23 protein-coding genes are annotated in these 26,377 nt (G+C 71.8%); 16 read left to right on the forward strand and 7 right to left on the reverse strand.

Going from position 1 to position 26,377, the window contains the following annotated elements:
• Nucleotides 1–204: 204 nt before the first annotated feature.
• The 10 genes from ABT147_RS31800 (at nt 205) to ABT147_RS31845 (ending at nt 11,054) form a co-directional block, all read left to right on the forward strand.
• Nucleotides 205–1,722, forward strand: a complete 1,518-nt coding sequence (locus tag ABT147_RS31800) for a sugar ABC transporter ATP-binding protein (RefSeq protein ID WP_351412576.1) — start codon at nt 205–207, stop codon at nt 1,720–1,722.
• Nucleotides 1,719–2,759: an ABC transporter permease gene (locus ABT147_RS31805; RefSeq protein WP_351412578.1), complete on the forward strand. Its 1,041-nt coding sequence runs from the start codon at nt 1,719–1,721 to the stop codon at nt 2,757–2,759. The genes ABT147_RS31800 and ABT147_RS31805 overlap by 4 nt, the downstream gene beginning before the upstream one ends.
• Nucleotides 2,752–3,753 carry an ABC transporter permease gene (locus ABT147_RS31810; protein ID WP_351412580.1) on the forward strand — a complete coding sequence of 334 codons (1,002 nt, stop codon included), beginning with the start codon at nt 2,752–2,754 and terminating at the stop codon, nt 3,751–3,753. Before ABT147_RS31805 ends, ABT147_RS31810 begins: the two co-directional genes overlap by 8 nt.
• A 117-nt stretch (nt 3,754–3,870) precedes the next feature.
• Nucleotides 3,871–4,953: a rhamnose ABC transporter substrate-binding protein gene (rhaS, locus tag ABT147_RS31815; RefSeq protein ID WP_351412582.1), complete on the forward strand. Its 1,083-nt coding sequence runs from the start codon at nt 3,871–3,873 to the stop codon at nt 4,951–4,953.
• A 17-nt stretch (nt 4,954–4,970) separates the two neighbouring features.
• Nucleotides 4,971–5,291: an L-rhamnose mutarotase gene (locus ABT147_RS31820; RefSeq protein ID WP_351412584.1), complete on the forward strand. Its 321-nt coding sequence runs from the start codon at nt 4,971–4,973 to the stop codon at nt 5,289–5,291.
• A gap of 82 nt (nt 5,292–5,373) precedes the next feature.
• Nucleotides 5,374–6,798 (forward strand): BNR repeat-containing protein, encoded by a 1,425-nt coding sequence (locus ABT147_RS31825; RefSeq protein WP_351412586.1) that lies wholly within the window; start codon nt 5,374–5,376, stop codon nt 6,796–6,798.
• 112 nt (nt 6,799–6,910) lie between these two features.
• Nucleotides 6,911–7,936: a LacI family DNA-binding transcriptional regulator gene (locus ABT147_RS31830; RefSeq protein ID WP_351412588.1), complete on the forward strand. Its 1,026-nt coding sequence runs from the start codon at nt 6,911–6,913 to the stop codon at nt 7,934–7,936.
• Nucleotides 7,937–8,067: 131 nt separating this feature from the next.
• Entirely contained in the window at nt 8,068–9,369 is a 1,302-nt protein-coding gene (locus ABT147_RS31835; protein WP_351412590.1) for an alpha/beta fold hydrolase, read from the forward strand.
• Between the two features lie 40 nt (nt 9,370–9,409).
• On the forward strand, nt 9,410–10,162 hold the full coding sequence (locus ABT147_RS31840) for a PIG-L deacetylase family protein (protein ID WP_351412592.1): 753 nt from the start codon (nt 9,410–9,412) through the stop codon (nt 10,160–10,162).
• Nucleotides 10,163–10,205: 43 nt separating this feature from the next.
• Nucleotides 10,206–11,054, forward strand: a complete 849-nt coding sequence (locus tag ABT147_RS31845; protein WP_351412594.1) for a pentapeptide repeat-containing protein — start codon at nt 10,206–10,208, stop codon at nt 11,052–11,054.
• On the opposite strand, the gene ABT147_RS31850 is transcribed toward ABT147_RS31845, so the two are convergent.
• Nucleotides 11,022–12,596: a cytochrome P450 gene (locus ABT147_RS31850; RefSeq protein ID WP_351412596.1), complete on the reverse strand. Its 1,575-nt coding sequence runs from the start codon at nt 12,594–12,596 to the stop codon at nt 11,022–11,024. The genes ABT147_RS31845 and ABT147_RS31850 overlap by 33 nt on opposite strands.
• 116 nt (nt 12,597–12,712) lie before the next feature.
• Here ABT147_RS31850 and ABT147_RS31855 point away from each other — a divergent pair, with 116 nt between their 5' ends.
• Complete coding sequence (locus tag ABT147_RS31855) at nt 12,713–13,321, forward strand: TetR/AcrR family transcriptional regulator (protein WP_351412597.1); 609 nt, start codon at nt 12,713–12,715, stop codon at nt 13,319–13,321.
• A gap of 106 nt (nt 13,322–13,427) precedes the next feature.
• Nucleotides 13,428–14,162, forward strand: a complete 735-nt coding sequence (locus ABT147_RS31860) for a DUF2470 domain-containing protein (protein WP_351412599.1) — start codon at nt 13,428–13,430, stop codon at nt 14,160–14,162.
• Here ABT147_RS31860 and ABT147_RS31865 read toward each other — a convergent pair.
• Both ABT147_RS31865 and ABT147_RS31870 read right to left on the reverse strand, forming a co-directional pair.
• Nucleotides 14,130–15,383, reverse strand: coding sequence for a lactonase family protein (locus ABT147_RS31865; RefSeq protein WP_351412601.1), 1,254 nt, complete (start codon nt 15,381–15,383; stop codon nt 14,130–14,132). The two genes, ABT147_RS31860 and ABT147_RS31865, sit on opposite strands and share 33 nt — an antisense overlap.
• Before the next feature lie 73 nt (nt 15,384–15,456).
• Nucleotides 15,457–16,713: an FUSC family protein gene (locus ABT147_RS31870; protein WP_351412603.1), complete on the reverse strand. Its 1,257-nt coding sequence runs from the start codon at nt 16,711–16,713 to the stop codon at nt 15,457–15,459.
• 157 nt (nt 16,714–16,870) lie between these two features.
• Between ABT147_RS31870 and ABT147_RS31875 the strand changes: the two genes are divergently transcribed.
• Nucleotides 16,871–18,259 carry an erythromycin esterase family protein gene (locus ABT147_RS31875; protein ID WP_351412605.1) on the forward strand — a complete coding sequence of 463 codons (1,389 nt, stop codon included), beginning with the start codon at nt 16,871–16,873 and terminating at the stop codon, nt 18,257–18,259.
• 123 nt (nt 18,260–18,382) lie between these two features.
• Here ABT147_RS31875 and ABT147_RS31880 read toward each other — a convergent pair whose 3' ends face one another.
• The 3 genes from ABT147_RS31880 to ABT147_RS31890 all read right to left on the reverse strand — a co-directional run bounded on the left by ABT147_RS31880 (nt 18,383) and on the right by ABT147_RS31890 (nt 20,154).
• Nucleotides 18,383–18,877: an FBP domain-containing protein gene (locus ABT147_RS31880; RefSeq protein ID WP_351412607.1), complete on the reverse strand. Its 495-nt coding sequence runs from the start codon at nt 18,875–18,877 to the stop codon at nt 18,383–18,385.
• A 96-nt stretch (nt 18,878–18,973) separates the two neighbouring features.
• Nucleotides 18,974–19,447, reverse strand: a complete 474-nt coding sequence (locus ABT147_RS31885; RefSeq protein ID WP_351412609.1) for an NUDIX hydrolase — start codon at nt 19,445–19,447, stop codon at nt 18,974–18,976.
• 65 nt (nt 19,448–19,512) lie between these two features.
• Nucleotides 19,513–20,154 (reverse strand): PAS domain S-box protein, encoded by a 642-nt coding sequence (locus ABT147_RS31890; RefSeq protein ID WP_351412611.1) that lies wholly within the window; start codon nt 20,152–20,154, stop codon nt 19,513–19,515.
• Nucleotides 20,155–20,380: 226 nt separating this feature from the next.
• Here ABT147_RS31890 and ABT147_RS31895 point away from each other — a divergent pair, with 226 nt between their 5' ends.
• The 3 genes from ABT147_RS31895 (at nt 20,381) to ABT147_RS31905 (ending at nt 25,066) form a co-directional block, all read left to right on the forward strand.
• The gene (locus tag ABT147_RS31895) at nt 20,381–23,581 is read left to right on the forward strand and encodes a cytochrome P450 (protein WP_351412704.1); all 3,201 of its coding nucleotides are present in this window, start codon (nt 20,381–20,383) and stop codon (nt 23,579–23,581) included.
• 162 nt (nt 23,582–23,743) lie between these two features.
• The gene (locus ABT147_RS31900) at nt 23,744–24,718 is read left to right on the forward strand and encodes a phosphotransferase family protein (protein ID WP_351412613.1); all 975 of its coding nucleotides are present in this window, start codon (nt 23,744–23,746) and stop codon (nt 24,716–24,718) included.
• 87 nt (nt 24,719–24,805) lie between these two features.
• Nucleotides 24,806–25,066 (forward strand): hypothetical protein, encoded by a 261-nt coding sequence (locus ABT147_RS31905; protein ID WP_351412615.1) that lies wholly within the window; start codon nt 24,806–24,808, stop codon nt 25,064–25,066.
• A 144-nt stretch (nt 25,067–25,210) separates the two neighbouring features.
• Here the strand turns inward: ABT147_RS31905 and ABT147_RS31910 are convergent, their stop codons facing one another.
• A complete protein-coding gene (locus tag ABT147_RS31910; protein ID WP_351412617.1) occupies nt 25,211–26,239 on the reverse strand; it encodes an SDR family oxidoreductase in 1,029 nt (342 codons plus the stop codon).
• Nucleotides 26,240–26,377: the final 138 nt, after the last annotated feature.

The raw sequence follows: 26,377 nt of genomic DNA on the forward strand, positions 1-26,377 counted from the left end.
AGCGGCCCGCCGGACTGTCAACCCCCCTGGTGAACACCGTTCTCCGTGACTCGGTCGTGACCTCTCCTATCGAAAGATTTTCGACCGGAACCCATTGACGTGACCTGGGTGTGGTGCCTAACGTCCCGGCAACCTAGTTGAAACCTTTCACGACGCAGTGAGGCAGCTTCTCCGCTAGCCACCGGCCGTCGTCGAGGAGCCCCCATGACCCACCCGTCCGACACGGGTCCGGCCCCCGTTCTCGCTCTGAAGGGCGTCTCCAAGTCCTTCGGCGCCGTACGCGCCCTGCGGGACGTGTCCCTCGAACTGTTCCCGGGCGAGGTGCACGCACTCGCCGGGGAGAACGGCGCGGGCAAGTCGACCCTGATCAAGAGCCTCGCCGGGGTGCACCGACCGGACTCCGGTCAGGTGCTCCTCGACGGCGAGCCCACGGTCTTCCACGGCCCGGCCGACGCCCGGGACGCGGGCATCGCCGTGATCTACCAGGAGCCCACTCTCTTCCCCGACCTTTCGATCGCCGAGAACATCTTCATGGGCCGCCAGCCGCGCCGCGCCCTCGGCCGGATCGACCACAAGGCCACCCACGCGGCGACCCTCGCCCTGATGCGGCGGCTCGGTGTCGAACTCGACCCCGACCGCCCGGCGCGCGGCCTGTCCATCGCCGACCAGCAGATCGTCGAGATCGCCAAGGCGCTGTCGTTCGACGCCCGCGTCCTGATCATGGACGAGCCGACGGCGGCCCTCACCGGCAGCGAGGTCGCCCGGCTCTTCGGCGTCGTCCGCACCCTGCGCGAACAGGGCTCCGCCGTCCTCTTCATCTCCCACCGCCTGGAGGAGATCTTCCAGATCTGCCAGCGCGTCACCACCCTGCGCGACGGTGCCTGGATCTCCAGCGAACCGGTCGACGGCATGACCGAGGACGACCTGGTCCGCCGCATGGTCGGCCGCGACCTGGAGGAGCTGTATCCGAAGCAGGAGGTCGAGCCGGGCGAGGTCGCGCTGAGCGTGCGCCGGCTGACCCGCGAGGGCGTCTTCACCGATGTCTCCTTCGACGTCCGCCGCGGCGAGATCGTCGGCCTGGCCGGCCTCGTCGGCGCAGGCCGCACCGAGGTGGCGCGGGCCGTCTTCGGCATCGACCGCTGGGACGCGGGCGAGGTCGACATCGACGGCAAGACGCTCGTCAACGGCGCCCCCTCCACCGCCATGGCCGCCGGGCTCGCCCTGGTCCCCGAGGACCGCCGCGCCCAGGGCCTGGTGATGGACATGTCCATCGAGCGGAACATCGGCCTCACCGGACTCCGTACGACCGTGAAGGCCGGCCTCGTCGACCGGGGCGCCGAACGCAGCCGCTCCCTCGACTGGGCCGTCAAGCTCCAGGTCAAGTACGCCCGGATCGCCGACACCGTCAACACCCTGTCCGGCGGCAACCAGCAGAAGGTCGTCCTCGCCAAGTGGCTCGCCACCGGGCCGAAGGTGCTGATCGTCGACGAGCCCACCCGAGGGATCGACGTCGGTACGAAGGCCGAGGTGCACCGCCTGCTGAGCCAACTCGCCGCCGACGGCGTGGCCGTACTGATGATCTCCTCCGACCTGCCCGAGATCCTCGGCATGGCCGACCGCGTGCTCGTGATGCACGAGGGCCGGCTCACCGCCGAGATCCCTCGCTCCGAAGCCACCGAGGAATCCGTGATGGCCGCAGCCACCGGGAGGGCCGCCGCATGACGGTGACCACCCCTCAGAACACCCCCGTGACCGAGGTGCCCAAGTCCAGCGGCACCCGGCTGGTGGACCGCGTCTTCAAGATGCGTGAACTCGCCATCCTGGCCGTCTTCCTGGTGATGATCGTCGTCACCCAGCTCGGCAACAGCGAGTTCCTCACCGAGCAGGGCATCAAGGACCTCCTGCTCAACGCGACCATCCTGGTGCTGGTCGCCGTCGGTCAGTCGCTGGTCGTCATCACCCGCAACGTCGACCTGTCGGTCGGCTCCACCCTCGGCATCAGCGCCTTCGCCGCCGGTACGTATCTCCAGGGCGGCGGGAACGCGGTCGTGGCCGTGCTCCTGGCGGTCCTCATGGGCATCGGCTTCGGTCTGCTGAACGGACTGCTCGTCAGCCTCGGCCAGGTGCCCGCCCTCGTCGTCACCCTCGGCACGCTGTACATCATCCGGGGCATCGACTCGATCTGGGTCGGCTCCCGCCAGATCACCGCGTCCGCCCTCCCCGACGGGTTCATCGACTTCGGCTCCGGCGGCATCTCCGCCGTGCCGTACCTGGCGCTGATCGCGGTGGCGGTACTGGTGGCCACGGCGTACTACATGAAGCACTTCGGCAGCGGACGCGAGCTGTACGCCCTCGGCTCCAACCCGGAGGCCGCCCGGCTCGCCGGAATCCCGGTCCGCAAGCGGATCCTGGTCGCCTACACCTTCTGCGGCGCCCTCGCCGGCCTCGCCGGAGCGTTGTACCTGGCCCGCTTCGGCAACGTCGACTCCAGCACCGGCAACGGCTACGAACTCACCGTCGTCAGCGCGGTCGTGGTCGGCGGTGTCGTCTTCACCGGCGGCTCCGGCAGCGTCTACGGCGCGGCGCTCGGCGCCCTCCTGCTGACCTCCATCAACAGCGTGCTGCCCGCCCTCGGCGTCAGCTCGGTGTGGGTGCTGGCCATCAACGGCATCCTGCTCATCCTCGCCATCGCCGTGGACCGTGTGGTCGCGCTGCGGGTGGCGGCCGCCCTGAAGAAGAGGAACGCCCGCCATGGCTGATTCCACGTTCTCGCGCGCGATCCGCTGGGACACCGTGGTCGGCGCCCTCCTGATCGTCGTACTCCTGCTGTCCTTCACCACCGTGGACGGCTTCGGCAACGCGCTCAACCTGTCCTTCCTCATCGGCAACACCCTGCCGATCGCCCTGGTCGCCCTCCCGATGACGCTCCTCGTGGTCTCCGGCGAGATCGATCTGTCGGTCGCCTCCACCGCCGGTCTGTCCGGCGCGGTGATGGGCGCCCTGTGGAACCAGGGCCTCACCATCGAGGCGATCATCCCGATCTGCCTGCTCCTCGGCGTGGTCTGCGGACTGATCAACGGCCTGCTGGTCACCCGGCTCGGCCTGTCCTCCCTCGCCGTCACCATCGGCACCCTCGCCGCCTACCGGGGCATCGCGCAGATCGTGCTCGGCTCCGACGCGGTGACCGACTTCCCGACGCAGTACCTGGACTTCGCGGCCGGCCGGATCGGCGACAGCTTCGTCCCGCAGGCCTTCATCCCCTTCCTGGTCCTGCTCGTGATCGCCGTGGTCGCCCTGCACCTCACCCCGTTCGGGCGCTCCCTGTTCGCCATCGGCGCCAGTGAGGAGGCCGCGCGCTTCACCGGTATCCGCGTCAAGCGGCAGAAGCTGATCCTGTTCACGGTGACCGGCCTCATGGCCTCCCTCACCGGGATCTTCTGGGCGCTGCACTACGCCAGCGCCCGCTACGACAACGCGACCGGCCTCGAACTCTCCGTCATCGCCGCGGTGCTGCTCGGCGGCATCGACTTCGACGGCGGCAAGGGGACGCTCGGCGGTGCGATCGCCGGGGTGTTCCTGCTCGGCACGCTCCAGAACGTGATGAGCCTTCAGGACGTCTCCGCCCAGTCGCAGATCGTCGTCACCGGTGTCCTGCTCGTGCTGTCCGTGCTCGGGCCCCGGGTGGCGCGGCAGGTCGCTCTCGCTCGGGCCGGGCGAAAATCCGCGCTCGGCTCCGCCGGAAAGGCCGGCTGAACGCCGGTCGTCTGAAAGCTGCCGGTCGTCTGTGGCTGGTCGCGCAGTTCCCCGCGCCCCTGAAAGACAAAAGCCAGGGCGCGCTACATCACTCCTCCTCGTAAAGGAACTCTCGCCATGCGCAGAGCAACCCTCCGTCGTTCCTGTGCGGCCCTCGCCGCCGTCACCTCCTTCGCGCTCGCCGTCACCGCCTGCGGTGGCACCACGAAGAGCGATGTGAAGGACGAGGCCTCCTCCGCCGCGGCCACCGGCAAGGCCGACCCGAACGCCGAGCTGAAGAAGGGCCTGACCGTCGGCTTCCTGCCGAAGCAGGTCAACAACCCGTACTTCACCTCCGCCGACAAGGGCGGCGAGGCGGCCCTGAAGGAGCTGGGCTCCAGCTACAAGGAGGTCGGCCCGTCCAGCGCCACGGACACCTCCGGCCAGGTCAACTACGTCAACACGCTCACCCAGCAGCAGGTCGACGCCATGGCCGTCTCCGCGCAGGACCCGGGCGCCCTGTGCACCGCGCTCAAGCAGGCCATGAGCAACGACATCAAGGTCGTCACCTACGACTCCGACACCAAGCCGGAGTGCCGCAACGCCTTCGTCTCGCAGGCCAGCGCCGAGGACCTGGGCCGTACCGAGGTCCAGCTGCTCGCCGAGCAGATCGGCTACAAGGGCGAGATCGCGGTCCTGTCCGCCGCGCAGACCGCGACGAACCAGAACGTCTGGATCGACTTCATGAAGAAGGAGCTGGAGGACCCGAAGTACAAGGACGTCAAGCTGGTCAAGGTCGCCTACGGTGACGACGACGCCCAGAAGTCCTTCCAGCAGACCCAGGGCCTGCTCCAGGAGTACCCGAACCTGAAGGGGATCATCTCCCCGACCACGGTCGGCATCAAGGCGGCCGCCCAGTACCTGTCGGGCTCCAAGTACAAGGGCAAGGTCAAGCTGACCGGCCTCGGCACCCCCAACGACATGCGCAAGTACGTCAAGGACGGCACCGTCGAGGCGTTCGAGCTGTGGGACCCGGCGAAGCTCGGGGAGCTGGCCGCCCGTACCTCGGTGGCGCTGGTCTCCGGCCAGATCACCGGCAAGGAGGGCGAGACCTTCACCGCCGGCGCCATGGGCGAGTACACGATCGGCAAGGACGGCGTGATCAGCCTCGGCAAGCCGACCGTCTTCGACAAGGACAACATCGACAAGTTCAACTTCTGATCGCTGAAAGGGTGTTGATGAAGCGCGTCTGCTTCCTGCTGAAGGTCAGGGCCGATCGCCTCGACGAGTACCGCGAGCGGCACGCCACCGTGTGGCCCGAGATGCTCGAAGCGCTCTCGGCCACCGGCTGGCACAACTACTCGCTCTTCCTGCGCGAGGACGGCCTGCTGGTCGGCTACTTGGAGACCGAGGACTTCGAAGCCGCCCTGGCCGGTATGGAGGCCACCGACGTCAACGCCCGCTGGCAGACGGAGATGGCGCCGTTCTTCGAGTCGCTGGACGGCGCCCGCCCCGACGAGGCCATGAAGCCCCTCACCGAGGTCTTCCACCTCGCCTGACCCCGGTACGTCCCCTCACCCGTCACCCCCCACCTCGCAGTACCCTCCCCCTCCCCACCTCGCTCGACAACGGAGTCCCGAGATGAAGAGACGTACGCTGCTCGGCGCCGCACTCGCCGGAGCCGTGGCGACCCCCGCCCTCGGCGCCACGGCCGCCCGCGCCGCCGACCCCGGCCCGTCCGTCAGCCAGACGGGCAACACGCTCCTCGACGGCCAGGCCATCTACTTCGTGTCCTACGACGGTCTCGTCAACAACAACTCGTTCCAGAAGAACGGTCTGCTGACGTACAAGGGCTACCAGTACGCCGTCTGGTACACCTCCGACCGCAACGCCGTCGTCGGCCGCCGCGTCCTCGGCTCCAGCACCTGGTCCACCGTCAAGGTCGGCCACACGCTCCGCTACAACGACTCCCACAACGTCATCTCCATGGGCGTGTCCAAGGTCGACGGGCGTCTCCACCTCAACATGGACTCGCACAGCGACGGCTTCACCTACGTCAAGTCGGTGGCCGGTCTGATGGACAACCCGGCCGGACTGAGCTGGACCACGAGCCGCTTCGGCGCCCCGCAGTCCACCCTCGACGGGCTGGCGCTCACCTCGCAGTTCACCTACCCGCAGTTCGTCTCGATGCCCGACGGCAAGCTCCAGCTGAGCTACCGCGTCGGGATCTCCGGCAACGGCCGCAACGCCATCGCCGAGTACAACGGCACCTCCTGGACCAACCTCGGCGAGTGGACCAGCTCCACCGGCACATACACCAGCGAGCACGGCTCCTCGACGGCCCGCAACATGTATCTGCACGGCATCGACTACGACAGGAACGGCCGGCTGCACTCGTTCTTCACCTGGCGCGAGCAGAACAACGCCGTGATGTGCAACGGCGGAGGCATCACCAACCACGACACCGGCTACGTCTACTCGGACGACCGGGGCCGCACCTGGCGCAACAACGCGGGCACCGTCGTCGGCACCACCGGCGGCTCCGACAAGGTCGCCGTCACCGACGCCGGACTGGTGATCGACGCGCTGAACCCGGACCACTCCCTGATGAACCAGGAGAGCCAGTTCACCGACTCGGCCGGCCGCCCGCACGCCGTCATCAGCTATGTCCCCGGCCGCTTCGGGCAGTGCACCACGAACTACGTCGCCAACCGCACCGCGAACGGCCGCGCCTTCCACGTCCGCAAGAACGCCTCCGGCACCTGGCAGAAGACCGAGATCCCGGTCGCGCTCGGCTCCAGCCAGCGCACCAAGCTGGCCCTCGACAAGTACGACAACGCGTACGCGATCCTGCCCTTCGGCCGGATATGGGGAGCGTCCGCGGCCTCCGGATACACCGACTGGAAGGTGCTGTTCGACGCCAGCGGTCTCAATGCCTTCGGCGAGGTCGTGATCGACGAGACCCGGATCGCGCAGGACAATGTCCTGTCCGTGATGTACCAGGTGAAGTCCAGCGGTACGACCCCGTCGGCGCTCCGCGTCATCGACTTCGCCCTGCCCACCTGATTCCCGTACGCGGGCATCGTTCCCGCTGCTGACGGGGCCGTTCATGAGGCGGCCCCGACGGTAATGTGAACGTATGCCCGCCGCTCCGTACCTTCCTGGAGGTCTCCGCCCGATGTCGCAGCCGGTGGGTATCAAGGACGTCGCCGCAGCCGCCGGAGTCTCCGTCGGCACGGTCTCCAACGTCATCAACCGGCCCGACTCGGTGGCCTCCGGAACCCGGGCCCGGGTGCTGGACGCGATCGACCGCCTCGGCTATGTCCGCAGCGAGTCGGCGCGCCAGCTGCGGGCCGGGCGGAGCCGGATCATGGGGCTGCTCGTGCTCGACATGGGCAACCCCTTCTTCGTCGACGTCGCGCGCGGTGCCGAGCGGGCCGCGCGCGACGCCGGACTCGGCGTGATGGTCTGCAACAGCGCGCAGAGCGCGGGCGAGGAGGCCGAGTACCTCTCGCTCTTCGCCGAACAACGGGTGCGCGGTGTGCTGCTCACCCCCGCCGACGCGACGGGACGCAACATCGAGGCGTTCCGCCGCCACGGCATCCCCTTCGTCCTCGTCGACCGGGTCGCCGAGGGCACCACCGAGTGCTCGGTCTCCGTCGACGACGTCGCCGGCGGCGCCCTCGCCGTACGGCATCTGGTCGACGCGGGCCACCGTTCCCTCGCGTACGTCAGCGGACCGGCGGGCCTCAACCAGGTCCGCGACCGCCGTACGGGCGCCCTGAACGCCCTGCGCGAGGCGGGTCTCGGCCCCGAGGCCCTGCGCGAGCTGCCCACCGAGCGCCTCGACGTGGCCGCAGGACGTGACGCGGGCGCCCGCCTCCTCGGCCTCGCCGACCGCCCCACCGCCGTCTTCTGCGCCAACGACCTGCTCGCCCTCGGCGTCCTCCAGGCCATGTACGCGGCCGGTGTGAGCGTCCCCGGCGACCTCGCCATCGTCGGCTACGACGACATCGAGTTCGCCGCCGCGGCCGCCGTCCCCCTCACCTCCGTACGGCAGCCCGCCGTCACCATGGGCGCCCTCGCCGCCGAACTCCTCCTGGAGGAGACCGAGGCCGAGACCTCGCCGACTCCGCACGAGCACCGGCGGGTCGTCCTCCAGCCGGAGCTTGTGGTACGGCGCTCCAGCCTCTCGGCGCGCTGAGCCGGCCTCCCCGCGCTGAGCCGCCATTCAGTAGAGGTTCCCGGAAATTTCTTGATCCACGGGGTCGGCCGGGCGGAAAATCTGTGCTGGACTGGACCACTGCCCGGAATCCGTCCGTCCAAGGAGCCCTGTTGTCCGTCAGCTACCGGCAGCCCGGTGTCGTCCTCACCGACCGTCGTTTCGCCGTCCCTCTCGACCACGACGACCCGGCGGGGGAGCGGATCGAGCTCTTCGCCCGCGAGGTCGTCGCGAGCGACAAGGCGGACGCCGAACTGCCCTGGCTGGTCTACCTCCAGGGCGGCCCCGGCTTCGGGGCGAACCGCTTCGTCGGCCGTGAGGCCTGGCTGGAGCGGGCCCTGAAGGAGTACCGGGTGCTGCTCCTGGACCAGCGCGGCACGGGCGCCTCCACCCCCGCCAACCGCCAGACCCTCCCGCTGCGCGGCGGCCCCGTCGAACAGGCCGACTACCTCGCCCACTTCCGCGCCGACTCCATCGTCCGCGACTGCGAGGCCATCCGCCCTGAGGTCACCGGCGGCGCCCCCTGGGCCGTCCTCGGCCAGAGCTTCGGCGGCTTCTGCGCGGTCACCTATCTGTCGATCGCCCCCGAGGGGCTGAGCACCGCCGTCATCACCGGCGGACTGCCGACCCTGGACGGCCACGCGGACGACGTCTACCGCGCCGCGTACCCGCGCGTCGAACGCAAGGTCGCCGCCCACTACGCCCGCTACCCGCAGGACGTGGACCGGGCCCGCCGGATCGCCGAGCACCTCCTCGAACACGAGCCCGTCCTGAACGGCGGCCACCGGCTCACCGTCGAGGCCTTCCAGTCCCTCGGCATCCTCCTCGGCCGCGGCGACGGCAGCCACCGCCTGCACTATCTGCTGGAGGACGCCTTCGTCCGCACCCCGCAGGGCCCCGCCCTGTCCGACGCCTTCCAGGAGGACGTGCGCGGCCTGCTGTCGTTCGCCGGGCATCCGCTGTACGCGCTGCTCCACGAGGCCTGCTACGACCAGCGCGAGCGCCCCACCGCCTGGTCCGCCGAGCGGGTGCGCGCCGAGTTCCCGCAGTTCGACGCCGCCAAGACGCTCACCGGGGACGCGCCGGTCCTCTTCACCGGCGAGTCCGTCCACCCCTGGACCTTCGACACCGACCCGGCCCTGCTCCCGCTGCGGGACACCGCCGAGGAACTGGCCGCCCGCACCGACTGGGCACCCCTGTACGACCCGGCCCGCCTCGCCGCCAACGACGTCCCGGTCGCCGCCGCGATCTACCACGACGACATGTACGTCGACACGGCCCACTCCCTGCGGACCGCCCGCGCGATCCGGGGCCTGCGCACCTGGGTCACGGACGAGTTCGAGCACGACGGCGTACGGGCCGGGGGACCGCGTGTACTGGACCGGTTGCTGGCGCTGACCCGGGACGAGGCGTGACCACGGGCCGGTTGTCGGTGCCCGGGGCTACTGTGCCGATATGACCGATCCGCAGAAGGACCAGCCGGAACAGCTCAAGCCGCTGCCCGACGACTGGACGCGCGCTCTCGCCGTCGTGGCCCACCCGGACGACCTCGAATACGGCTGCTCGGCCGCGATCGCCGCCTGGACGGACGAGGGCCGCGAGGTCGCGTACGTCCTGGCGACACGCGGTGAGGCCGGCATCGACACCCTGGACCCCGCGCGGTGCGGCCCGCTGCGCGAGCGGGAGCAGCGGGCGAGCGCGGCCGTCGTGGGCGTGTCCGAGGTCGAGTTCCTCGACCACCGGGACGGCGTCATCGAGTACGGGCCCGCCCTGCGCCGGGACATCGCGGCCGCCATCCGCAGACACCGCCCCGAACTGCTCATCACCCTCAACCATCGCGACACCTGGGGCGGGGTCGCCTGGAACACCCCCGACCATGTGGCGGTGGGCCGCGCCGTGCTCGACGCCGCCGGGGACGCCGGGAACCGCTGGATCTTCCCCGAACTCGTCGACCAGGGCCTCGAACCCTGGGACGGCGTCCGCTGGGTCGCCGTGGCCGGTTCCTCCAGCCCCACGCACGCCGTCGACGCCACCGTCGGCCTGGACCGCGCGGTCGCCTCCCTCCTGGAACACCGCACCTATCTGGAGGTGCTGACGAAGGAGGACCCGGAGACGTACGTCCGCGACTTCCTCACCGGGTTCGCCCGGAGCACGGGGGAGCGGTTCGGCGGCAGACCGGCCGTCGCCTTCGAGGTGTTCCCCCGGTGACGGCCGTCCGGCGCGGGAGCGTGTCCTCGTTAGGGTGAACCATATGGAACAAGGATCCGATGAGGCCCTCCCCCCGCACGACCTGCTCGAACTGCGTGATCTGCGCGCGGACTGCGGCGACTGCTTCGGTCTGTGCTGCGTCGCCCTGCCCTTCACCGCCTCGGCCGACTTCGCCGTCGACAAGGCCGCGGGAAAGGCGTGCGGCAACCTCGGGGACGACTTCCGGTGCGGCATCCACACCCGGCTCAGGGACAAGGGGTTCAACGGCTGCACGGTCTACGACTGCTTCGGCGCCGGGCAGAAGGTCTCCCAGGTCACCTTCGGCGGCGAGAACTGGCGGACGGGCGGCCCCGAGCACGCCCGCCGGATGTTCGACGTGTTCCCGGTCGTCCGCCAACTCCACGAACTGCTCTGGTACCTGACCGAGTCGCTGACCCTCCCCGCCGCCCGCCCGGTGTACGCCGACCTCCGCCGGGCCCTGGACGAGACCGAGCGGCTGACCCGGGGGACCGCCGAGGAACTGGGCGAGCTGGACGTCGCCGCGCACCGGCAGCGCGTCAACGAACTGCTGCTGAAGGTCAGCGACCTCGTGCGAGCCGGCGCCGGACGCAAGCGGAACCGCCGGGGCGCCGACCTCATCGGAGCCCGCCTCAAGGGCGCCGACCTCAGGAAGGCCAACCTCCGCGGCGCCTACCTCATCGCCGCCGACCTGACCGGCGCCGATCTGCGCGGCGCGGATCTGATCGGCGCCGACCTCCGCGACACCGACCTCACCGACGCCGACCTGACCGGCGCCTTCTTCCTGACCCAGCCCCAGGTCAACGCGGCACGCGGCAGCGCGGGCACCCGCCTGCCGGCGTCAGTCACCCGCCCCGGTCACTGGACAGCGTGACGGGGCCGGTCGCGCTTCCGCCGCCTCGGCGGTAAGTGTTTCCGCCGCCCCGGCACCGGCCCCCGGTCCGCCGCCCGTCCGCCGCTCCACGGTCAGCCGCAGCCCGTCCGGCATCAGGGTGAGCCGCTCCGCCACCCGCAGCCGGTACCCCGGCTCAGGCCTCAGCTCGTAGCGGCGCAGCAGCAGCCCCAGCACCAAGGTGGCCTCGTGGAGCGCGAACTGACGGCCGATACAGGCCCGCGCACCCGTGCCGAACGGCTTGAACGTGTGCGGGGCGCGGGCGCGTACGGCCGCCGCGTCGAAGCGGTCCGGGTCGAACCGCTCGGCGTCCGCGCCCCAGACCTCTGGATCCCGGTGCAGCATCGCCGTCAGCACCAGCGCCCAGGCGCCCCGCCGCATCGGATGGACCCCGCCCAGCACCGTGTCCTCGCGGGCCTCACGGGAGAAGGCCGGAGCCGTCGGCCACAGCCGCAGCGCCTCGTCCAGCACCCGGCGCACATACCGCAGCCTGGCCACCTGCTCGTAGCCGGGCCGCGGGGTGTCGCCCCACACCCGGTCCACCTCGGCGCGGGCACGGGCGGCCAGGTCCGGATACCGGGCGAGGTAGTGCAGGGCGAAGGAGAGGGCGCCCGAGGTGGTCTCGTGCCCGGCGACCAGGAAGGTGATGACCTGCCGCCGGACGTTCTCGGCGGACAGCCGCTCCCCGGTCCCCGGACGCGCGGTCTCCAGCATCCGGTCGAGCAGATCACCGTCACCGCCCCCGGCACCGCGGCCACCGGCACCGGCGCCACCGGAGGACCGCCGCGCCCGTACCACCGCGTCGACCGTGTCGTTCAGGTACGCCATGTCCGCCCGGTTGCGCCGGCCGGCGCCGCGCAGCAGCAGCGGCGTCAGCGGGTCGGGGACGGTGTTGCGGCGCTGTGCGTAGGTCAGGGTGCCGACCATGGCGGCGACGAAGGGGTGCGGCCGGGCGCGCTCGAAGGAGCCGAAGTCGTGGCCGAAGCCGGTGCGGGCGATCGTCTCCAGCGTCAGCTTGGTCATGTCGCCGGGCACGTCCACGGCGCGCCCCGCCGCGCCCGCCCGGTCCCAGTGCTCCATCAGCCGCTCGGCCACGTCGAGCATCAGCGGGTGGTAGCCGGCCATGGCCTCCCGGCTGAAGCCCGGGGCGAGGACATCGTGCGCGAGCTGCCAGTTGGGCTCGTGGTTGTACGCCGTGAAGAGCCCGTCCCCGGCCACCGGGCGCAGATTGGCGACCCCCAGACCCACATGCTTGGCGAACCGTGTCTCGTCCGCCATCTCGGCGGCGAGCCCGGCGCCGCCGACGAACACGATCTCCTTGCCGAACGCCTTCCGCCGGAAGATCGGCCCGAGCCGCCGCCCCAGCCGCAGGGAGTCCTGGATCGGGGTGCGCACATTAGTGCCGAGCGCGTCGCCGACGAAGGGGAGCCGGTACGGCGGGTGCGGTATGCGGTGCAGCTCGGGCCAGCCCAGCTCCGCGCTGCGGAAACCCCTGGCCGCCGTGGTCCCCGTCGTCGCCGTCATGACCACATCTCCCTCGCGCGCACGCCGTGCCGAAGCCGTCGCGGCTGTTGTACTCGGGTTCAATAGCGGCTTCAGTCTCGTCCCGTTGTTGAACCCGCGTCAAGTAAGGTGACGGCATGGCAGCCAGGCAGGGAGAGCGCCCGCGTCGTCGGCTCAGTACCGAGGAGCGGCGGGAGCAACTTCTCGCGGTCGGGGCCCGGCTCTTCTCGGAGAGCCCGTACGACGATGTGTGGATCGAGCAGGTGGCCGAGATCGCCGGTGTCTCCCGTGGGCTGCTCTACCACTACTTCCCGAACAAGCGGGTCTTCTTCGCGGCCGTCGTGGAGCGCGAGAGCGAGCGGATGCTGCGGATCATGACCCCCGCCCCGGGCCGGTCGGCGCGCGAGCGGCTCGCCAACGGGCTCGACGCCTTCCTCGCGTACGTCGAGGAACACGCCCACGGTTTCCGGGCCTTCCACCGTGCCGACGCCACCGGCGACCAGACCGTGCGCAAGGTCTACCAGCGGGCGCTGGCCGCGCAGGAGGCGCAGATCCTGGCGTCGCTGGCGTCGGACGCCGAGTTCGGCGCGGCGCTCGCCGGACGGCCCGAGATGCGGCTCGCCGTGCGCGGATGGCTGTCGTTCACGACGGCGGTCTGTCTGGAGTGGCTGAGGGGTTCGGAGTTGTCCCGTGAGCAGGTACGGGACCTGTGCGCGCGAGCCCTTTTCGGGGTTCTCGCCCCCTGAACCGGTGCGCCGCGGCGAACCGGAAGTCCACGGACTGGACGTCGGTGGTTGGCGTACGCCCCGATCTTCGATAGGTTAGGCAAGGCTTACCTAAGGGAGGTTTGGGATGGGTGACCGTCACACCTGGACGGCCGCGCCCGCCGCGGCGGAGCGTGCCCGCTCGGTGCTCGCGGCGGCGTGGTCCTGCGCGGTGACCGCCGAGGGCGGCCGCGAGGAGTTCGTCGGCGCGCACACCGTCACCGAGGACGGCCGGGTGATCCTGTGCGTCCCCGAGGACAGTACGCTCGTCGCCGCCGCGATCTGCGCCCCGCGCGGCGAGCCGTCCGCCGTGCTGGAGTTCGCCGACGTCGCACCCGTCCCCGTGCGCAACCGTATCCGGGCCCGGCTCTGGATCGCCGGCTGGTTCGCGCCCAAGAACCCCAAGGACGGAGACCTGGAGTTCCGGCCCACACGCATCGTGCTGCGCGAGCCGTCCGGCGCCGTCGTCGTCGACCTCGACGAGTTCGCCGCCGCCGAGCCGGATCCGCTGGCCACGGCCGAGTCCCGGCTGCTGACCCACCTCGCCGACGCGCACCCCGACGCCGTCGAACGCCTCACCCGGCTCGTCCCGCACGACAGCCTGCACGGCGCCGTACGCGTCCAGCCGCTCGCCGTCGACCGGCACGGCCTGACCCTGCGCATCGAGCGGGCCCGAGGCAACGGCGACGTACGCCTGACGTTCCACAAGCCCGCCGACGACATGGCGCAGCTCACCGAGCGGATGCACATCCTGCTCTCCCAGGCGAGCGCCGCGTCCTGCCCGCGCGCCCTACAGCGGCAGCGCGCAGACGGCGACGGGTGACGCGAACGGCTCGCCCGCGCCCCGCAGTTCACCGCTCTTCAGGTCCACCCGGAAGACACTGACCGCACTCGACCGCTGGAGCGCGGCGAACAGCAGACCGCCGTCCGGCGAGAGGGCGATCTGGCGCGGGAAGTCCCCGCCGACCGGCACGGTGTCCAGCAGCCTCAGCCGGGCGCCGTCGGCCTCGACCGCGTAACGCGTCAGGCTGTCGTGCCCCCGGTTGGCGAGGTACGCGTACGAGCCGTTGGGCGTCACGACCAGTTGCGCCGGGTAGTTCGTGCCCGATCCCGTGCCCGTGGACTGCGGCTCGCCCGGCGTGAGCCGGCCGCTGCCCGGGTCGTAGGCGCAGACCACGACCGTGTTGTCGACCTCGTTGGCGAGATAGGCGTACCGCCCCCCGGGATGGAAGGTGAGATGCCGGGGCCCCGCACCGGACCGGGTCCGTGCCCGGCCGACCTCGGTGAGCGTGCCCTCGGTCTCGTCCAGGCGGTAGGTGTAGACCGTGTCGGTGCCCAGGTCGACGGCGAGGACATGACCGCCGTCGGGGCTGGTGACGATCTGGTGCGCGTGCGGCCCGTCCTGGCCCGGGCCCGGCGCCGGACTGCTGTGCACCACCAGGTCGGTGCGCTCGCCCAGCGCGCCCGTGTCCTCGACCGGGTGCACGGCGACGCTTCCCGTGCCGTAGTTCGCGCTCAACAGCCACCGCCCGCTCGGGTGCACCGACAGCTGACAGGGCGCCTCGCCGCCACTGCTCCGGGTGCCGAGGACCTCGCGGTCGGACAGCCGTACGGCGGTCACCCCGCCCTGCGTGCGCTCGTTCACGGCGTACAGCGTCCGGCCGTCCGGGTGCACGGCGAGATACGACGGATCGGCGACCTCGGTGATCGTCCCCTTGCCCGTGATGGCGCCGCTCCGGGCGTCGTACGTCGCCACGCCGATGCCGGTGCCGCCGCCCTCGGCCGATGTGTATGTGCCGATGTAGAGCGGCTGGGGGCCGGAACGCGCGGGGGAGGGCGTGGCCGTCGCGGACTCGGCGCCCGCCTCCGCCTCCGGCGAAGGGGCTGTCGGGGCGTTCCGCACGGGGGAGGAGGACGTGGGCCCGGCCGCCTCGTGGGAGCCCGCGCAACCGGCCAGGGCGGCAGGTACGGCCGTCCCCGCCAGGAGCCCCAGGACGCGGCGCCTGCTCCAGCCGCCTCGGTCCCCTGCCGCCTCACTCGTCATTCATGCACCTCGGGTCTCGCTCATCTCGGCCGTCACCACCTTGACGGGTACGAGCGCCTCCGCGCAATCGGCGTCACTTCGCACGTCCGGCGAGGCCGGACCGGTTCCGCCGGCGGGGGCGTGCGAGGCGTACACGGTCGCGGAGGCGGGTGAGCCGGGGGGAGCGCTCGCGCTGTTCGCGGGTGCAGCGGTCGAGCTCCTCCAGGAGCCGCTGGGAGCGGTGCTCGGTGTCCATCTCGTCGAGTATGCGGTTGACCTCCGTCAGCACGGCGCCGTGCAACTGCCAGTGGCTCGCGTCCCGCTGGACATCTTCCAGGAGCAGCTGAGCGAGTTTGTCGCGGGTCGCGGTGGCCGTCGACAGCTCGGCGGTGAGCCGGGCCTCCGCGGACTCGGCGCTCCGGCTGACATCGGTCGTGACCAGCACCGCGAAGCTGACCACGGCGTCGCCGATCTCGGCCAGCAACTGCTCGATGGCCGCCCCCACCTGGGGGGAGAACAGCGGACTCGGTTCCCGCTCACGGGCGAGGTCGGTCAGGGTACGGGCCAGCACCCGCAGGACCACCGTGCAGATCTCCAGCGTGTCCAGTCCGGTGCGCAGCACGACCCGGTGCAGCAGCCCCTCCCGTACGCGCGGATTGAGCTTCAGGCTGTCCTCGGCCTGCTGGAGGGCGGCGTCCACCTCGACGATGTCGAAGTCGAGCTTGCGGGCCTCGTGCAGCCGGGCCGCCGCCGCCTCCGCCGGGGTGCGGCCCGCGGCCTCCTCGCCGACGCGGATCATCAGCCGCCGCATCCGCCGGGCCAGGTCCTCGATGGACTCACCGGCCGCCTCCACCCACACCGGGGGAGCGAGCAGGAAGTTGAAGGCGAGGCCGACGACCGCGCCGATCAGCGTCTCCAGGACCCGTGCCCACGCCGTGTCGCCGACCCGGGTCACCCCGAGGACCAGCATCGCGCTGATCGCCACCTCGGGCACGAACTCGCTCACCCGCACCAGATGCCCGACCGCGAGCGAGGCCAGGATGATCAGGGCGAGGCTCCACCAGGTGAGGCCCACCAGAATGCTGAACCCGATGGCGATGACGACGCCGGCGACCACCGAGTTCACCCGGCGGATGCCCGTGGTGATCGTGGAGTAGAGCGTCACCTGCACCACGAGCAGGGCGGTCAGCGGTGCCGTCAGGGGCGCCGCCTCCGAGCTGAGCTGCAACGCCACCACATAGGCCACCGTGGCGGCGGCCGCCGACCGTACCGACTGCACGATCACCGGGTCCTGCCGCCATTTCGCGACCCGGGTGCTGATCAGGTCCCACACACCACGTACGTCTCGCATCCTTGCGCTGTTCCCGTTCCGCCGCCGCACGAACTCCTGACCGAGGACAGTACGCCGGAGGTGGGGACAGCCCCCTCTCCGGCACGGGGTTCACCCCACCGGGCAGCGGCGGGCCCGCCGGATGGTCCGGAGCAGCGCGGCACGAAAGCCTTGGATCATGAACAGGACATGGCAACGCTCCGCGATCACCCTGACCCTGATGGTCTGTCTCGGCACCGTGGCCGCCGGGACCTTACCCGCCTCGGCGACGGCGCCCGGCGCCCCGACGACGGCCGGCGTCACCACCGCGTCGACACCGGCCCTCGACCCCGTCGTCACCGCGCTCGACCGCTCCGCGTACCCCCTCCGCACGGTCGAACCGCGCGGCGGCGGCGCCGATCTGCGCCCGTTCGCCCGCATGATCGGCGACGCGCGCGTCGTGGGCGTCGGCGAGGCCACCCACAGTTCCCACGACTTCTTCGCCCTGAAGCACCGGCTGTTCCGGCACCTCGTCGAGAAGAAGGGCTTCCGCACCTTCGCCCTGGAGGCCCCCTGGAGCTCCGGGCTGCGCCTCAACGACTATGTGCTGTACGGGAAGGGGAACGCCCGGCAGATCCTGCGGGAGGAGTTCCAGGGCTCGTTCCTGTGGTGGAACAACTCCGACTACCTGGCACTCGTCGAGTGGATGCGTGCCTACAACCGGCAGCACCCGAAGGACCCCGTCCGGTTCATGGGCAACGACCTCGGCTGGGCCGGACCCGAGCTGTACGACAAGGTCACCGACTATGTGGCCCGCGCCCACCCGGGCCTGCGGGACCGCTTCACCGAGCTGTACGACGGCCTTCGGCCCACCGTGTCGGCCGGCGAATACTTGGACGCGTACATGACCAGGCCGCTCGCCGAGCGCCGGGCCATGGCCGCGCGGACGGCCGAGGCCCTGGACCTGCTGCGCGAGCAGTCGCCGGGGCGGGACCGGGCGGCGTACGACTGGGCGGTCCAGCACGCCACGGCCGTCGACCAGGTCGCGCGCGTCTATTCCTTCGACATCTTCGACGACGAGACGGAACTCGCGGAGGCCATGCGCTACCGCGACCAGGTGATGGCGGACAACACGGCCTGGTGGCAGGAGCGCACGGGGACGAAGGTCCTGCTGTCGGCGCACAACGCGCACGTCGGCTACGAGACGAGCGAGCCCGACCGGTACCCGAGGATGCAGGGCGCGTACCTGCGTGACCGGCTCGGTACGGCGTACGTCAGCGTCGGCTTCACTTTCGCCCGGGGTTCCTTCAACGCGACCGGTCCCGACGGACAGGTCCAGCGCTTCACCCTCGGGCCGCTCGGCGCGGGCGCCAACGAGTCCACGCTCGACCGGGTCCGGTACGAGGACTACGTCGTCGACCTGCGGACCGTACGGGAACCGGCCCGCACCTGGCTGACGCGGGTACGGCCGACGCGCAGCATCGGCACGGTCTACCCCGACCGGGAGTACGACATCGCGCTCGCCCGCAACCACGACATCCTGATCCACCTCCACGACATCGACGCGGCACGGATGCTGGACCGGTAGCACGCGGGTCGCCGGTTCGACGGTGACTGGTACCGCAAGCTCCGCGCCCGCACCGCCGCCGCCCCTGGCCCCGTCCCCGCGGGCACGAGGACCGGCCCCGCTACGGGACCGGTCCTCTCGCGGTCAGGCGTACAGCTTGTCCAGGAACGCGGACAGATTGCCCACCGTCCTGGCTATCTGCTCCTCCGTGGTGAGGCTCTCCTCGAACCGGCTCCCCGTGTCGAGCGCCTTCCTGCCCCGTACGTACAGCGAACACGCCAGGTCGGCGCACATGTACACCCCGACCGAGTTCCCCTCGCGCCCGGCCGCGCCCGCCTTCCGGGCCGTCATCAACGACACCCCGCCGCCCCGATGGGTCGTCAGACACAACGAGCACATGCTCCGATGCAGAAAGCCGTGCCGCGCGGGCGGGAACCGCAGCGTGACACCGATGAGTTCGCCGCCGCGGTCACCGACCAGATAGCTCCGGTCGGGCGCGCCCGGGTCCCGCCAGCCGAGGAAGTCCAGATCCTTCCAGGGCCGTTGCTCCAGATCACGGGGCAGGGAGATCCGCTTGGCCTCGCCCTTGGAGCAGTTGACGAACGAGCCGCGGATGTCCTGCTCGGTGAGCGGCCGCATGGTGGTTCCTCCGATGAAGTGACAGACAGGCCATAACCTAGGAGCACTAGGTTATGGCCTAAGGTACTCACCGCTCCGCTGAGGGGCCAATGGATTTCAGTGCTGGATCAGGCCGCCGACCGGGACGGCGGCGACATGGCCGGTGGCCGGCAGGGTGCGCGCCAGGGCGAGACCGATGTCGACCAGCGACGACCGCCGCAGGCCGGCCACGTCGGGGAGCGGGGTCCAGACCGACTCGACGACGTCATCGTTCGGCTCGGGCCGGAGCCGGCCGCCGGTGATCCGGGCCCGGTAGAAGACGCCGATGTTCTGGTGATCCGGTGCTCCGGGGGCCGCGCGCTCGGCAGACCGGATCACCCGTGAGTCCACACCCAGCAGCCGCTCGACCACCGCCTCGCAGCCGGTCTCCTCGCCGATCTCCCGGATCACCGCGTCGAACGGATCCTCCCCGTGCTCGACCTTGCCGCCCGGAAGGCTCCACTGGGACTCGCCGTCGGACGCCACGGAACGCACGAGCAGCACCCGCTCACCCTCGATGCACACGGCGTACGCCGCCAGTCGAAAACTCATCCCTCCAACCTCCCCGCCGGGCACGGGCCCCACGCCCGGGAGTTCCGCTCGACAGGGATGCGGCCCTACTCCGCCGACGCGGCCTCCGGCGGCCACACCCCCGGCCTGAGCACGCCCGACGCGTAGGCGCGGGCCACCAGTTCGGTGCGGCCGGTGGCGGCCCAGCGGGCGGAGAGGCGGCGGAGGTGGTAGTTGACGCCGTCGACGGTGAGACCGGTCTCGCGGGCGGTACGCGCGGTGGTGGCGCCGCCGGCGAGCAGGGCCAGGATGCGGGCCTCGGTGGGGCTCGCCGGGGGAGTGGGCGGCGGTTCGGCGGGAGGCGTGCGGTCGCCCAGGACACGGACCAGCACCAGGAGGGACGGGGTGACGTCCGGGCCGTCACTGATCGGGTCGGCGGTCAGCTCACCGTGGCGCTGCGCTCCGTCGGCCGCGTCCCAGCGCACCGACACCGGATAGCGCGAGCGGTGCCGCAGCCGCAGCGCCTGGGCGATCCGCTCGACCTGCATGGCCTCCTGCGGGCGGAACAGCTCCAGCACGTCACGGCCGCGCAGCCGGCCCGGGCTCGTACCCCACTCGGCCGCCATCGCCGGGTTCGCCAGCACCACGGAGCCGTACACGTCGCAGACCGCCGCCGGCATCGGGATGCGGTCGAAGAGGGTCACGGCGCGGTTCCGCCACACGACGGCGTCACCCTGTCGTAGATCCATGCCCCTCTCCGCCTCGGCCTCTTGCCCCTGCCCGCCGGGGTCGCCGCGCGCAACCCCGGGCGACGACTTCCCCCTACACAATCATGTAGGGCGATGGCACGAGTAAGCGGTCCCCGGCGACAACCCTGGAACGCAGTACTCCCGTACCGCGAAAGGCAGTTGTCGCGCCATGCCCCCCACCGCGCCGCACTCGGACACCGCAGGCCAGGACTCCGTCCGGGCCGCCATGACCGCCCGGGCCGCCGAGCCCGCCCGGACCCCTGACGCCCCCGAGGGCGTCCCCGTCGTCGACATCTCCGCCACCGGCCCCGGCAGCACCCCCGTCCAGCAGGTCATGGGCCTGATGCGGGAGCACGGGCCGGTGCTCGTGCGGCGGCTGCACGGGCGGGACACGCTGTTCGTCGCCGATCTCGATCTGGTGGCCGACCTGTCCGACGAGACACGGTTCGCCAAGGCCGTAGGGCCCGCCCTGGAGAACGTCCGGGAGTTCGCGGCCGACGGCCTGTTCACCGCGTACAACGACGAGCCGAACTGGGCGAAGGCGCACGACATCCTGATGCCCGCGTTCGCGATGGGCTCGATGCGGACGTACCACCCGGTGATGCTGCGGGTGGCCCGCAGGCTGATCGAGTCCTGGGACCGGGCGAGCGCCGCCGGGCGGGCGGTGAACGTGCCGGACGACATGACCCGGATGACGCTCGACACGATCGGGCTCGCCGGCTTCGGCTACGACTTCGGCTCCTTCGAACGCGACGAACCCCACGCCTTCGTCGAGGCCATGGTCCGCTGCCTGGAGTGGAGCATGAAGCGGCTGAGCCGGACCCCCGGCGGTGACCACACGGCGGCGGACGCCGCCTTCCGCGCGGACGCCGACCACCTCGCCGAGGTCGTCGACGACGTCATCTCCGCCCGCGTGGAATCGGGGTCCCCCGAGGGGACGGAGGCCGACGACCTGCTCGGGCTCATGCTCACCGCCGAGCACCCCGCCGACGGCACCACCCTCGACACCGCGAACATCCGCAACCAGGTCATCACCTTCCTCATCGCCGGTCACGAGACGACGTCCGGCGCGATGTCGTTCGCGCTGTACTACCTGGCCAAGCACCCGGCCGTCCTCCAGCTCGTCCAGCGCGAGGTCGACGCCCTGTGGGGCGACGAGGCCGACCCCGACCCGACGTTCGACGAGGTCGGACGGCTGACCTACACCCGTCAGGTCCTCAACGAGGCGCTGCGGCTGTGGCCGACGGCCGCCGCGTTCAGCCGGTACGCCCGCGAGGACACCCTGCTCGGCGGGCGGGTCCCGCTGCGCGCCGGTCAGGCGGTCACCGTGCTCGGCCCGATGCTGCACCGGCAGCCCGTCTGGGGCGACAACCCCGAGCTGTTCGACCCCACCCGGTTCACCGCCGAGGCGGAACAGGCCCGCTCCCCGCACGCCTTCAAGCCCTTCGGCACCGGTGAACGCGCCTGCATCGGACGGCAGTTCGCCCTGCACGAGGCGACGATGCTGCTCGCGATGCTCGTCCACCGCTACCGGCCGCACGACCACGCCGACTACGCGCTCACGGTCAAGGAGACCCTCACCCTCAAGCCCGAGGGCTTCACGCTCACCCTGTCCCCGCGCATGGCCGCCGACCGTACGCACGCCCCGCTGCCCGGCGCCGGGCACACCGAGACCACCACCCGGGCCGACGAGACGGCGGGCCTTCCCAGCCGCCTACGCCCCGGCGCCCGCGCTCTCTTCCTGCACGGCAGCAACTACGGCACCTGCCGCGAGTTCGCCGCCCAACTCGCCGACGAGGTGGCGGAGTTGGGCGCGGAGACGGAGGTCGCGCCCCTGGACGCGTACGCCGACGGGCTGCCCGCCGACCGCCCGGTCGTCATCACCGCCGCCTCCTACAACGGCCGCCCCACCGACGACGCCACCGCCTTCGCCGCCTGGCTCGACACCGACTCGGCGGCCTTCACCGGCAGCTACGCCGTCCTCGGCGTCGGCGACCGCAACTGGGCCGCCACCTACCAGCACGTCCCGACCCGCATCGACGACCGCCTCGCCGCCCTGGGCGGCACCCGTCTCCTGGACCGCGCCGCCGCCGACGCCTCCGGCGACCTCAACGGCACCGTCCGCGCCTTCACCGCCGGCCTGCGCACCGCCCTCCTCCGGCAGTACGGCGACCCCGACGCCACGCCCGACACCGAGCGGTCCGCGTCCACCTCCGCCTACGAGGTCCGCACCCTCACCGGCGGCCCCCTGCACGCAGCCGCCGAGCGCCACGGCCTGACCCCGATGACCGTCACCGAGGCGTACGACCTCACCGCACCCGGTCACCCGCGCACCAAGCGCTTCGTACGGCTCGCCCTGCCCGAGGGCACCACCTACCGCACCGGCGACCATCTGGCCGTCCTGCCCGCCAACGACCCGGTGCTCGTCCGGCGGGCCACCACCGCGCTGGGCCTCGACCCGGAGGAGATCCTCGACATCCGCTCCCGGCGCCGCGACGCCATCCCGGTCGACCGCCCTCTGACGGTGCATCAACTCCTGACCCACCACGTGGAGTTGCAGTCCCGCCCGACGGCCGACCAGCTGTCCGCGCTGGCCGCCGCCAATCCCTGCCCGCCCGAGCGCGCGGCCCTCGCGGCGAGCGCGACCGGCGACGGTGAGGGTGAGCGGCGCACCCTGGTGGAGGTCATCGAGGCGAACCCGGCCCTGCGCGGCGCCCTGGACCGGCCGGCCCTCCTCGACCTGCTCACCCCGCTCCGCCCGCGCCACTACTCGGTCTCCTCCTCCCCGGCGACCGACCCCGCCCACGCCGACCTGATGGTCTCCCTGCTGGAGGCCCCGGCCCGCTCGGGCGACGGCACCTACACGGGCGTCGGCTCCGGCTATCTGCACTCGGTCAAGCCCGGCGACACCGTCCTCGCCCGGATCCAGCCGTGCCGCGAGGCCTTCAGGATCGGGCACGACGACCCGGCGCCGGTCATCATGGTGTCCGCCGGCACGGGCCTCGCCCCGTTCCGCGGCGCCGTCGCCGACCGGGTCGCGCTGGCGGCGTCCGGCGCCGAACTCGCCCCCGCCGTCTGCTACTTCGGCTGCGACGCCCCCGACGCGGACTTCCTGCACGCCGACGAGCTCCGCGCCGCCGAGACCGCCGGAGCCGTCTCGCTCCGCCCCGCCTTCAGCGCGGCCCCGGTCGACGGAGCCGCCTTCGTGCAGCACCGGATCGCCGCCGAGGCCGACGAGGTGTGGGCCCTGCTGGACGCCGGCGCCCGCGTCCACGTCTGCGGCGACGGCTCCCGGATGGCCCCCGGCGTCCGCGAGGCCTTCCGTACGATCCACGCCGAGCGGAACGCGGGCGCGGACTCCGGACAGTGGCTGGACGACCTGATCGCCTCGGGCCGCTATGTGGAGGACGTCTACGCGGCCGGGTGATCGTCGACGGCGACCGGATCTTCCCGCCGGTGGCCTGAACAGGGGTTCAGCCGTGCGGGCCCACCTGGCAGAGTGGGCCCGCACGGCTTCGTACGACAGCCACGTACGACGGCTGACCGCGACGGCCGAGGGCGACGGACGATCACGACAAGGGGGACCGGAGTGGACGACGAGGAGCGGGCGCGGCTCGTCCTGGCGGCGGCGGGGCTGCCGCCCGAGAGCCTCGCCGAGCGGCTGCCGCTCGGCGGCGGCACGTACAACACCGTCGAGGAGCTGCGCCTCACCGACGGCACCCGGCTGATCCTCAAGATCCCCCCGCAGCCCACCGCCCCCGGCATGACCCACGAGAGCGAACTCCTCGGCGGCGAGGCCGAGTTCTGCCGTGGTGCCGAAACCGTCGGCGTCCCCGCGCCACGGGTCGCCGGAGTCGCCCTCGACGAGACCGCCCCCACCGGCCGGCACATCCTGCTCACCCACTGCCCGGGCGGCGGCTGGGACAGCGTGGAGCCAGCCCAAAAGGCTTCGCTGCGGCGGGAGTTGGGCGGTCTGGTGGCCCGGCTCCACCGGGTGACCGGCCCCGGCTTCGGCTACCCCTCCGGTGTGTTCGGCCCTCTCACCGCCGACTGGCGCACCGCCTTCGCCGCTCTCTACGACGGTGTGCTCGACGACGCCCGCCGCTACCGGGCCTGGCTCCCGCTCCCCGTGGACGAGGTCGCCCGCACGGCGAAGCTCGCGTACGACGCCCTCGACGAGGTGACCGTGCCGCGGCTGGTCCACTTCGACCTGTGGGACGGCAACATCCTCGTCGAGTCCGGACGGTCGCCGCGCGTCGGCGGACTGATCGACGGCGAGCGGATGTTCTGGGGCGACCCGGTCGCGGACTTCGTGTCGCTGGCCCTGCTGGATGACATCCGGCAGGACACCGACTTCCTGACGGGCTATCAAGAAGTGGGCGGGGAGATCGAGTTCACCCCTTCGGTCCGCCGCCGCTATGCCCTCTACCGCAGCTACCTCTATCTGATCATGCTCATCGAGGTGGTGCCGCGGGCCATGGACGACGGGCAGGTCGCGTGGCGGCGGGACGCGGTGGCGCCGGAGCTGACGGCCGCCCTGGCGGAGCTGCGAGACCTCTCCTGACGGGACGCATCCGGCTCCCGGAACACCTGGTTTGGGTCGATCGGGCCGAGGTACTCGCGCCCGGTGCACGACAGGAAGGAGCACGCCGTGACCGATCATCGGCTGGAGGGTCCCGGCGAGCACGCGGACCCCGTACCGAGGGACATGCCCGACCAGCAGGCGAATGAGGGCGAGGACCCGTGGGAGGTGGCGCCGACGCGCGCCACCGACGACGAGCGGGACGAGGACGCGACCGGCGAGGACACCGACGTGCCCGACACGGACGAGGCCGGCACCGGCAGGCAGGGCGCACCGCAGCCGGGTGCCGGCAGCCCCGAGCGGCCGGTCCCCGACGAGCCGTCCGGCTGACCTCGGGCCCCTTCGTTCCAGCGGCCCCGCGCCGGCCCTCGTTCCGGTGGCCCGCGTTCCAGGCCGTCCCTGAAGACTCGGCGCCTCCCCGGTGGGACCCGGGGAGGCGCCGTCATGTGCGGGCAGGGCTCGGCGTGCGCGTCCTCAGCCGACCTTCCGCCCCCGAAGCGGCTCGGTGTCCGCCCCGGCCCCGTGCCGCAGCCCTTCCAGGAACTCCTCCAGCACCTCCGCCGCCGTGCGCTCGGGCCGCCAGTGCAACTCGTCGCGGGCCTTCGAGCAGTCCATCAGCGGCAGCCGCAGGACGGCGTCGAAGAGGTGCGGTGAGGCGGGCAGCAGCCGCAGGTTCCACGCGGCGGCGACCGCCGAGCGGGCCGCGACCCGGGGCAGCTTCACCGGACGGGACCCCAGCACCTCACTGAGCAGCGTGGTGTCCACGGGCGACTCCGCCGCGAGGTTGAAGGCGCCACGGGCGTCGGAGTGCAGCGCCAGCCGGTACGCCCGGGCGGCGTCGTCGGTGTGCAGGGTCTGCACCCTCAGCCCGGGGATGTCGGGCAGGAACGGCAGCAGCTCGGGCCGGGCCAGCTGCCCCGGCAGGAAACGCCCGCCGAAGATACGGCGCTGCTCGCTCGCCGACTCCCGCTTGAACAGGAACGCGGGCCGCATCCGCACCACCCGCACCCCGGGATGCTCGTGCTCGAAGGAGTCCAGGGCCCGCTCCAGATACGCCTTCTCCCGGCAGTACGCGGCGTCCGGCCAGCCGTGCGTGGGCCATGACTCGTCGACCGCGTGGTCCTTCGGGCCCGGTGAGTAGGCGCCGACCGACGAGGCGTGCACCAGCGTCGGTACCTTGGCCGCCGCGACCGCCTCGAAGACCCGGATGCTGCCCAGCACATTGGTCCGCCAGGTCGTGGCCGGATCGTGGGTCGGCTGGAACGCCCACGCGAGATGGACGACCGCGTCCGCCCCCTCGAACTCCCCGACCAGATCGGTCTTCTCGGACCCCAGGTCCACGGCCGACCAGTCCGTCTTCGCGGGCGCCCACTCGGGGATCCGGCGGGCCAGCCCCCGTATCCGGCCGACCTCCGCGTCCTCCGCGAGCAGACGCACCAGACTCGTCCCCACATTGCCGGTGGCGCCGGTGACCACGATCCTTCCGCCGGATTCTCCGTTCACCGCTGGCTCCTCTCGCGCTGCGACTCCTGCAGAACCGCCCACGAGTACCCGGCTCCCGGGGATGCACGCCGCCGGGACCGGCCACTCTCCCGGGTGGGCCCGGTCACTCTCCTGGCCGGTTCCGGCAGGTGCCGGCCA

Source organism: Streptomyces sp. NPDC001868, from assembly GCF_040297125.1.
Lineage (GTDB): Bacteria > Actinomycetota > Actinomycetes > Streptomycetales > Streptomycetaceae > Streptomyces.

What these genes read in the sequence shown, in the direction of transcription:
- ABT147_RS31800 (WP_351412576.1), top strand. Translation starts at nt 205, where the DNA reads ATGACCCACCCGTCCGACACGGGTCCGGCCCCCGTTCTCGCTCTGAAG.
- ABT147_RS31805 (WP_351412578.1), top strand. Translation starts at nt 1,719, where the DNA reads ATGACGGTGACCACCCCTCAGAACACCCCCGTGACCGAGGTGCCCAAG.
- ABT147_RS31810 (WP_351412580.1), top strand. Translation starts at nt 2,752, where the DNA reads ATGGCTGATTCCACGTTCTCGCGCGCGATCCGCTGGGACACCGTGGTC.
- rhaS (WP_351412582.1), top strand. Translation starts at nt 3,871, where the DNA reads ATGCGCAGAGCAACCCTCCGTCGTTCCTGTGCGGCCCTCGCCGCCGTC.
- ABT147_RS31820 (WP_351412584.1), top strand. Translation starts at nt 4,971, where the DNA reads ATGAAGCGCGTCTGCTTCCTGCTGAAGGTCAGGGCCGATCGCCTCGAC.
- ABT147_RS31825 (WP_351412586.1), top strand. Translation starts at nt 5,374, where the DNA reads ATGAAGAGACGTACGCTGCTCGGCGCCGCACTCGCCGGAGCCGTGGCG.
- ABT147_RS31830 (WP_351412588.1), top strand. Translation starts at nt 6,911, where the DNA reads ATGTCGCAGCCGGTGGGTATCAAGGACGTCGCCGCAGCCGCCGGAGTC.
- ABT147_RS31840 (WP_351412592.1), top strand. Translation starts at nt 9,410, where the DNA reads ATGACCGATCCGCAGAAGGACCAGCCGGAACAGCTCAAGCCGCTGCCC.
- ABT147_RS31845 (WP_351412594.1), top strand. Translation starts at nt 10,206, where the DNA reads ATGGAACAAGGATCCGATGAGGCCCTCCCCCCGCACGACCTGCTCGAA.
- ABT147_RS31850 (WP_351412596.1), bottom strand. Translation starts at nt 12,596, where the DNA reads ATGACGGCGACGACGGGGACCACGGCGGCCAGGGGTTTCCGCAGCGCG.
- ABT147_RS31855 (WP_351412597.1), top strand. Translation starts at nt 12,713, where the DNA reads ATGGCAGCCAGGCAGGGAGAGCGCCCGCGTCGTCGGCTCAGTACCGAG.
- ABT147_RS31860 (WP_351412599.1), top strand. Translation starts at nt 13,428, where the DNA reads ATGGGTGACCGTCACACCTGGACGGCCGCGCCCGCCGCGGCGGAGCGT.
- ABT147_RS31865 (WP_351412601.1), bottom strand. Translation starts at nt 15,383, where the DNA reads ATGACGAGTGAGGCGGCAGGGGACCGAGGCGGCTGGAGCAGGCGCCGC.
- ABT147_RS31870 (WP_351412603.1), bottom strand. Translation starts at nt 16,713, where the DNA reads ATGCGAGACGTACGTGGTGTGTGGGACCTGATCAGCACCCGGGTCGCG.
- ABT147_RS31875 (WP_351412605.1), top strand. Translation starts at nt 16,871, where the DNA reads ATGAACAGGACATGGCAACGCTCCGCGATCACCCTGACCCTGATGGTC.
- ABT147_RS31880 (WP_351412607.1), bottom strand. Translation starts at nt 18,877, where the DNA reads ATGCGGCCGCTCACCGAGCAGGACATCCGCGGCTCGTTCGTCAACTGC.
- ABT147_RS31885 (WP_351412609.1), bottom strand. Translation starts at nt 19,447, where the DNA reads ATGAGTTTTCGACTGGCGGCGTACGCCGTGTGCATCGAGGGTGAGCGG.
- ABT147_RS31890 (WP_351412611.1), bottom strand. Translation starts at nt 20,154, where the DNA reads ATGGATCTACGACAGGGTGACGCCGTCGTGTGGCGGAACCGCGCCGTG.
- ABT147_RS31895 (WP_351412704.1), top strand. Translation starts at nt 20,381, where the DNA reads ATGACCGCCCGGGCCGCCGAGCCCGCCCGGACCCCTGACGCCCCCGAG.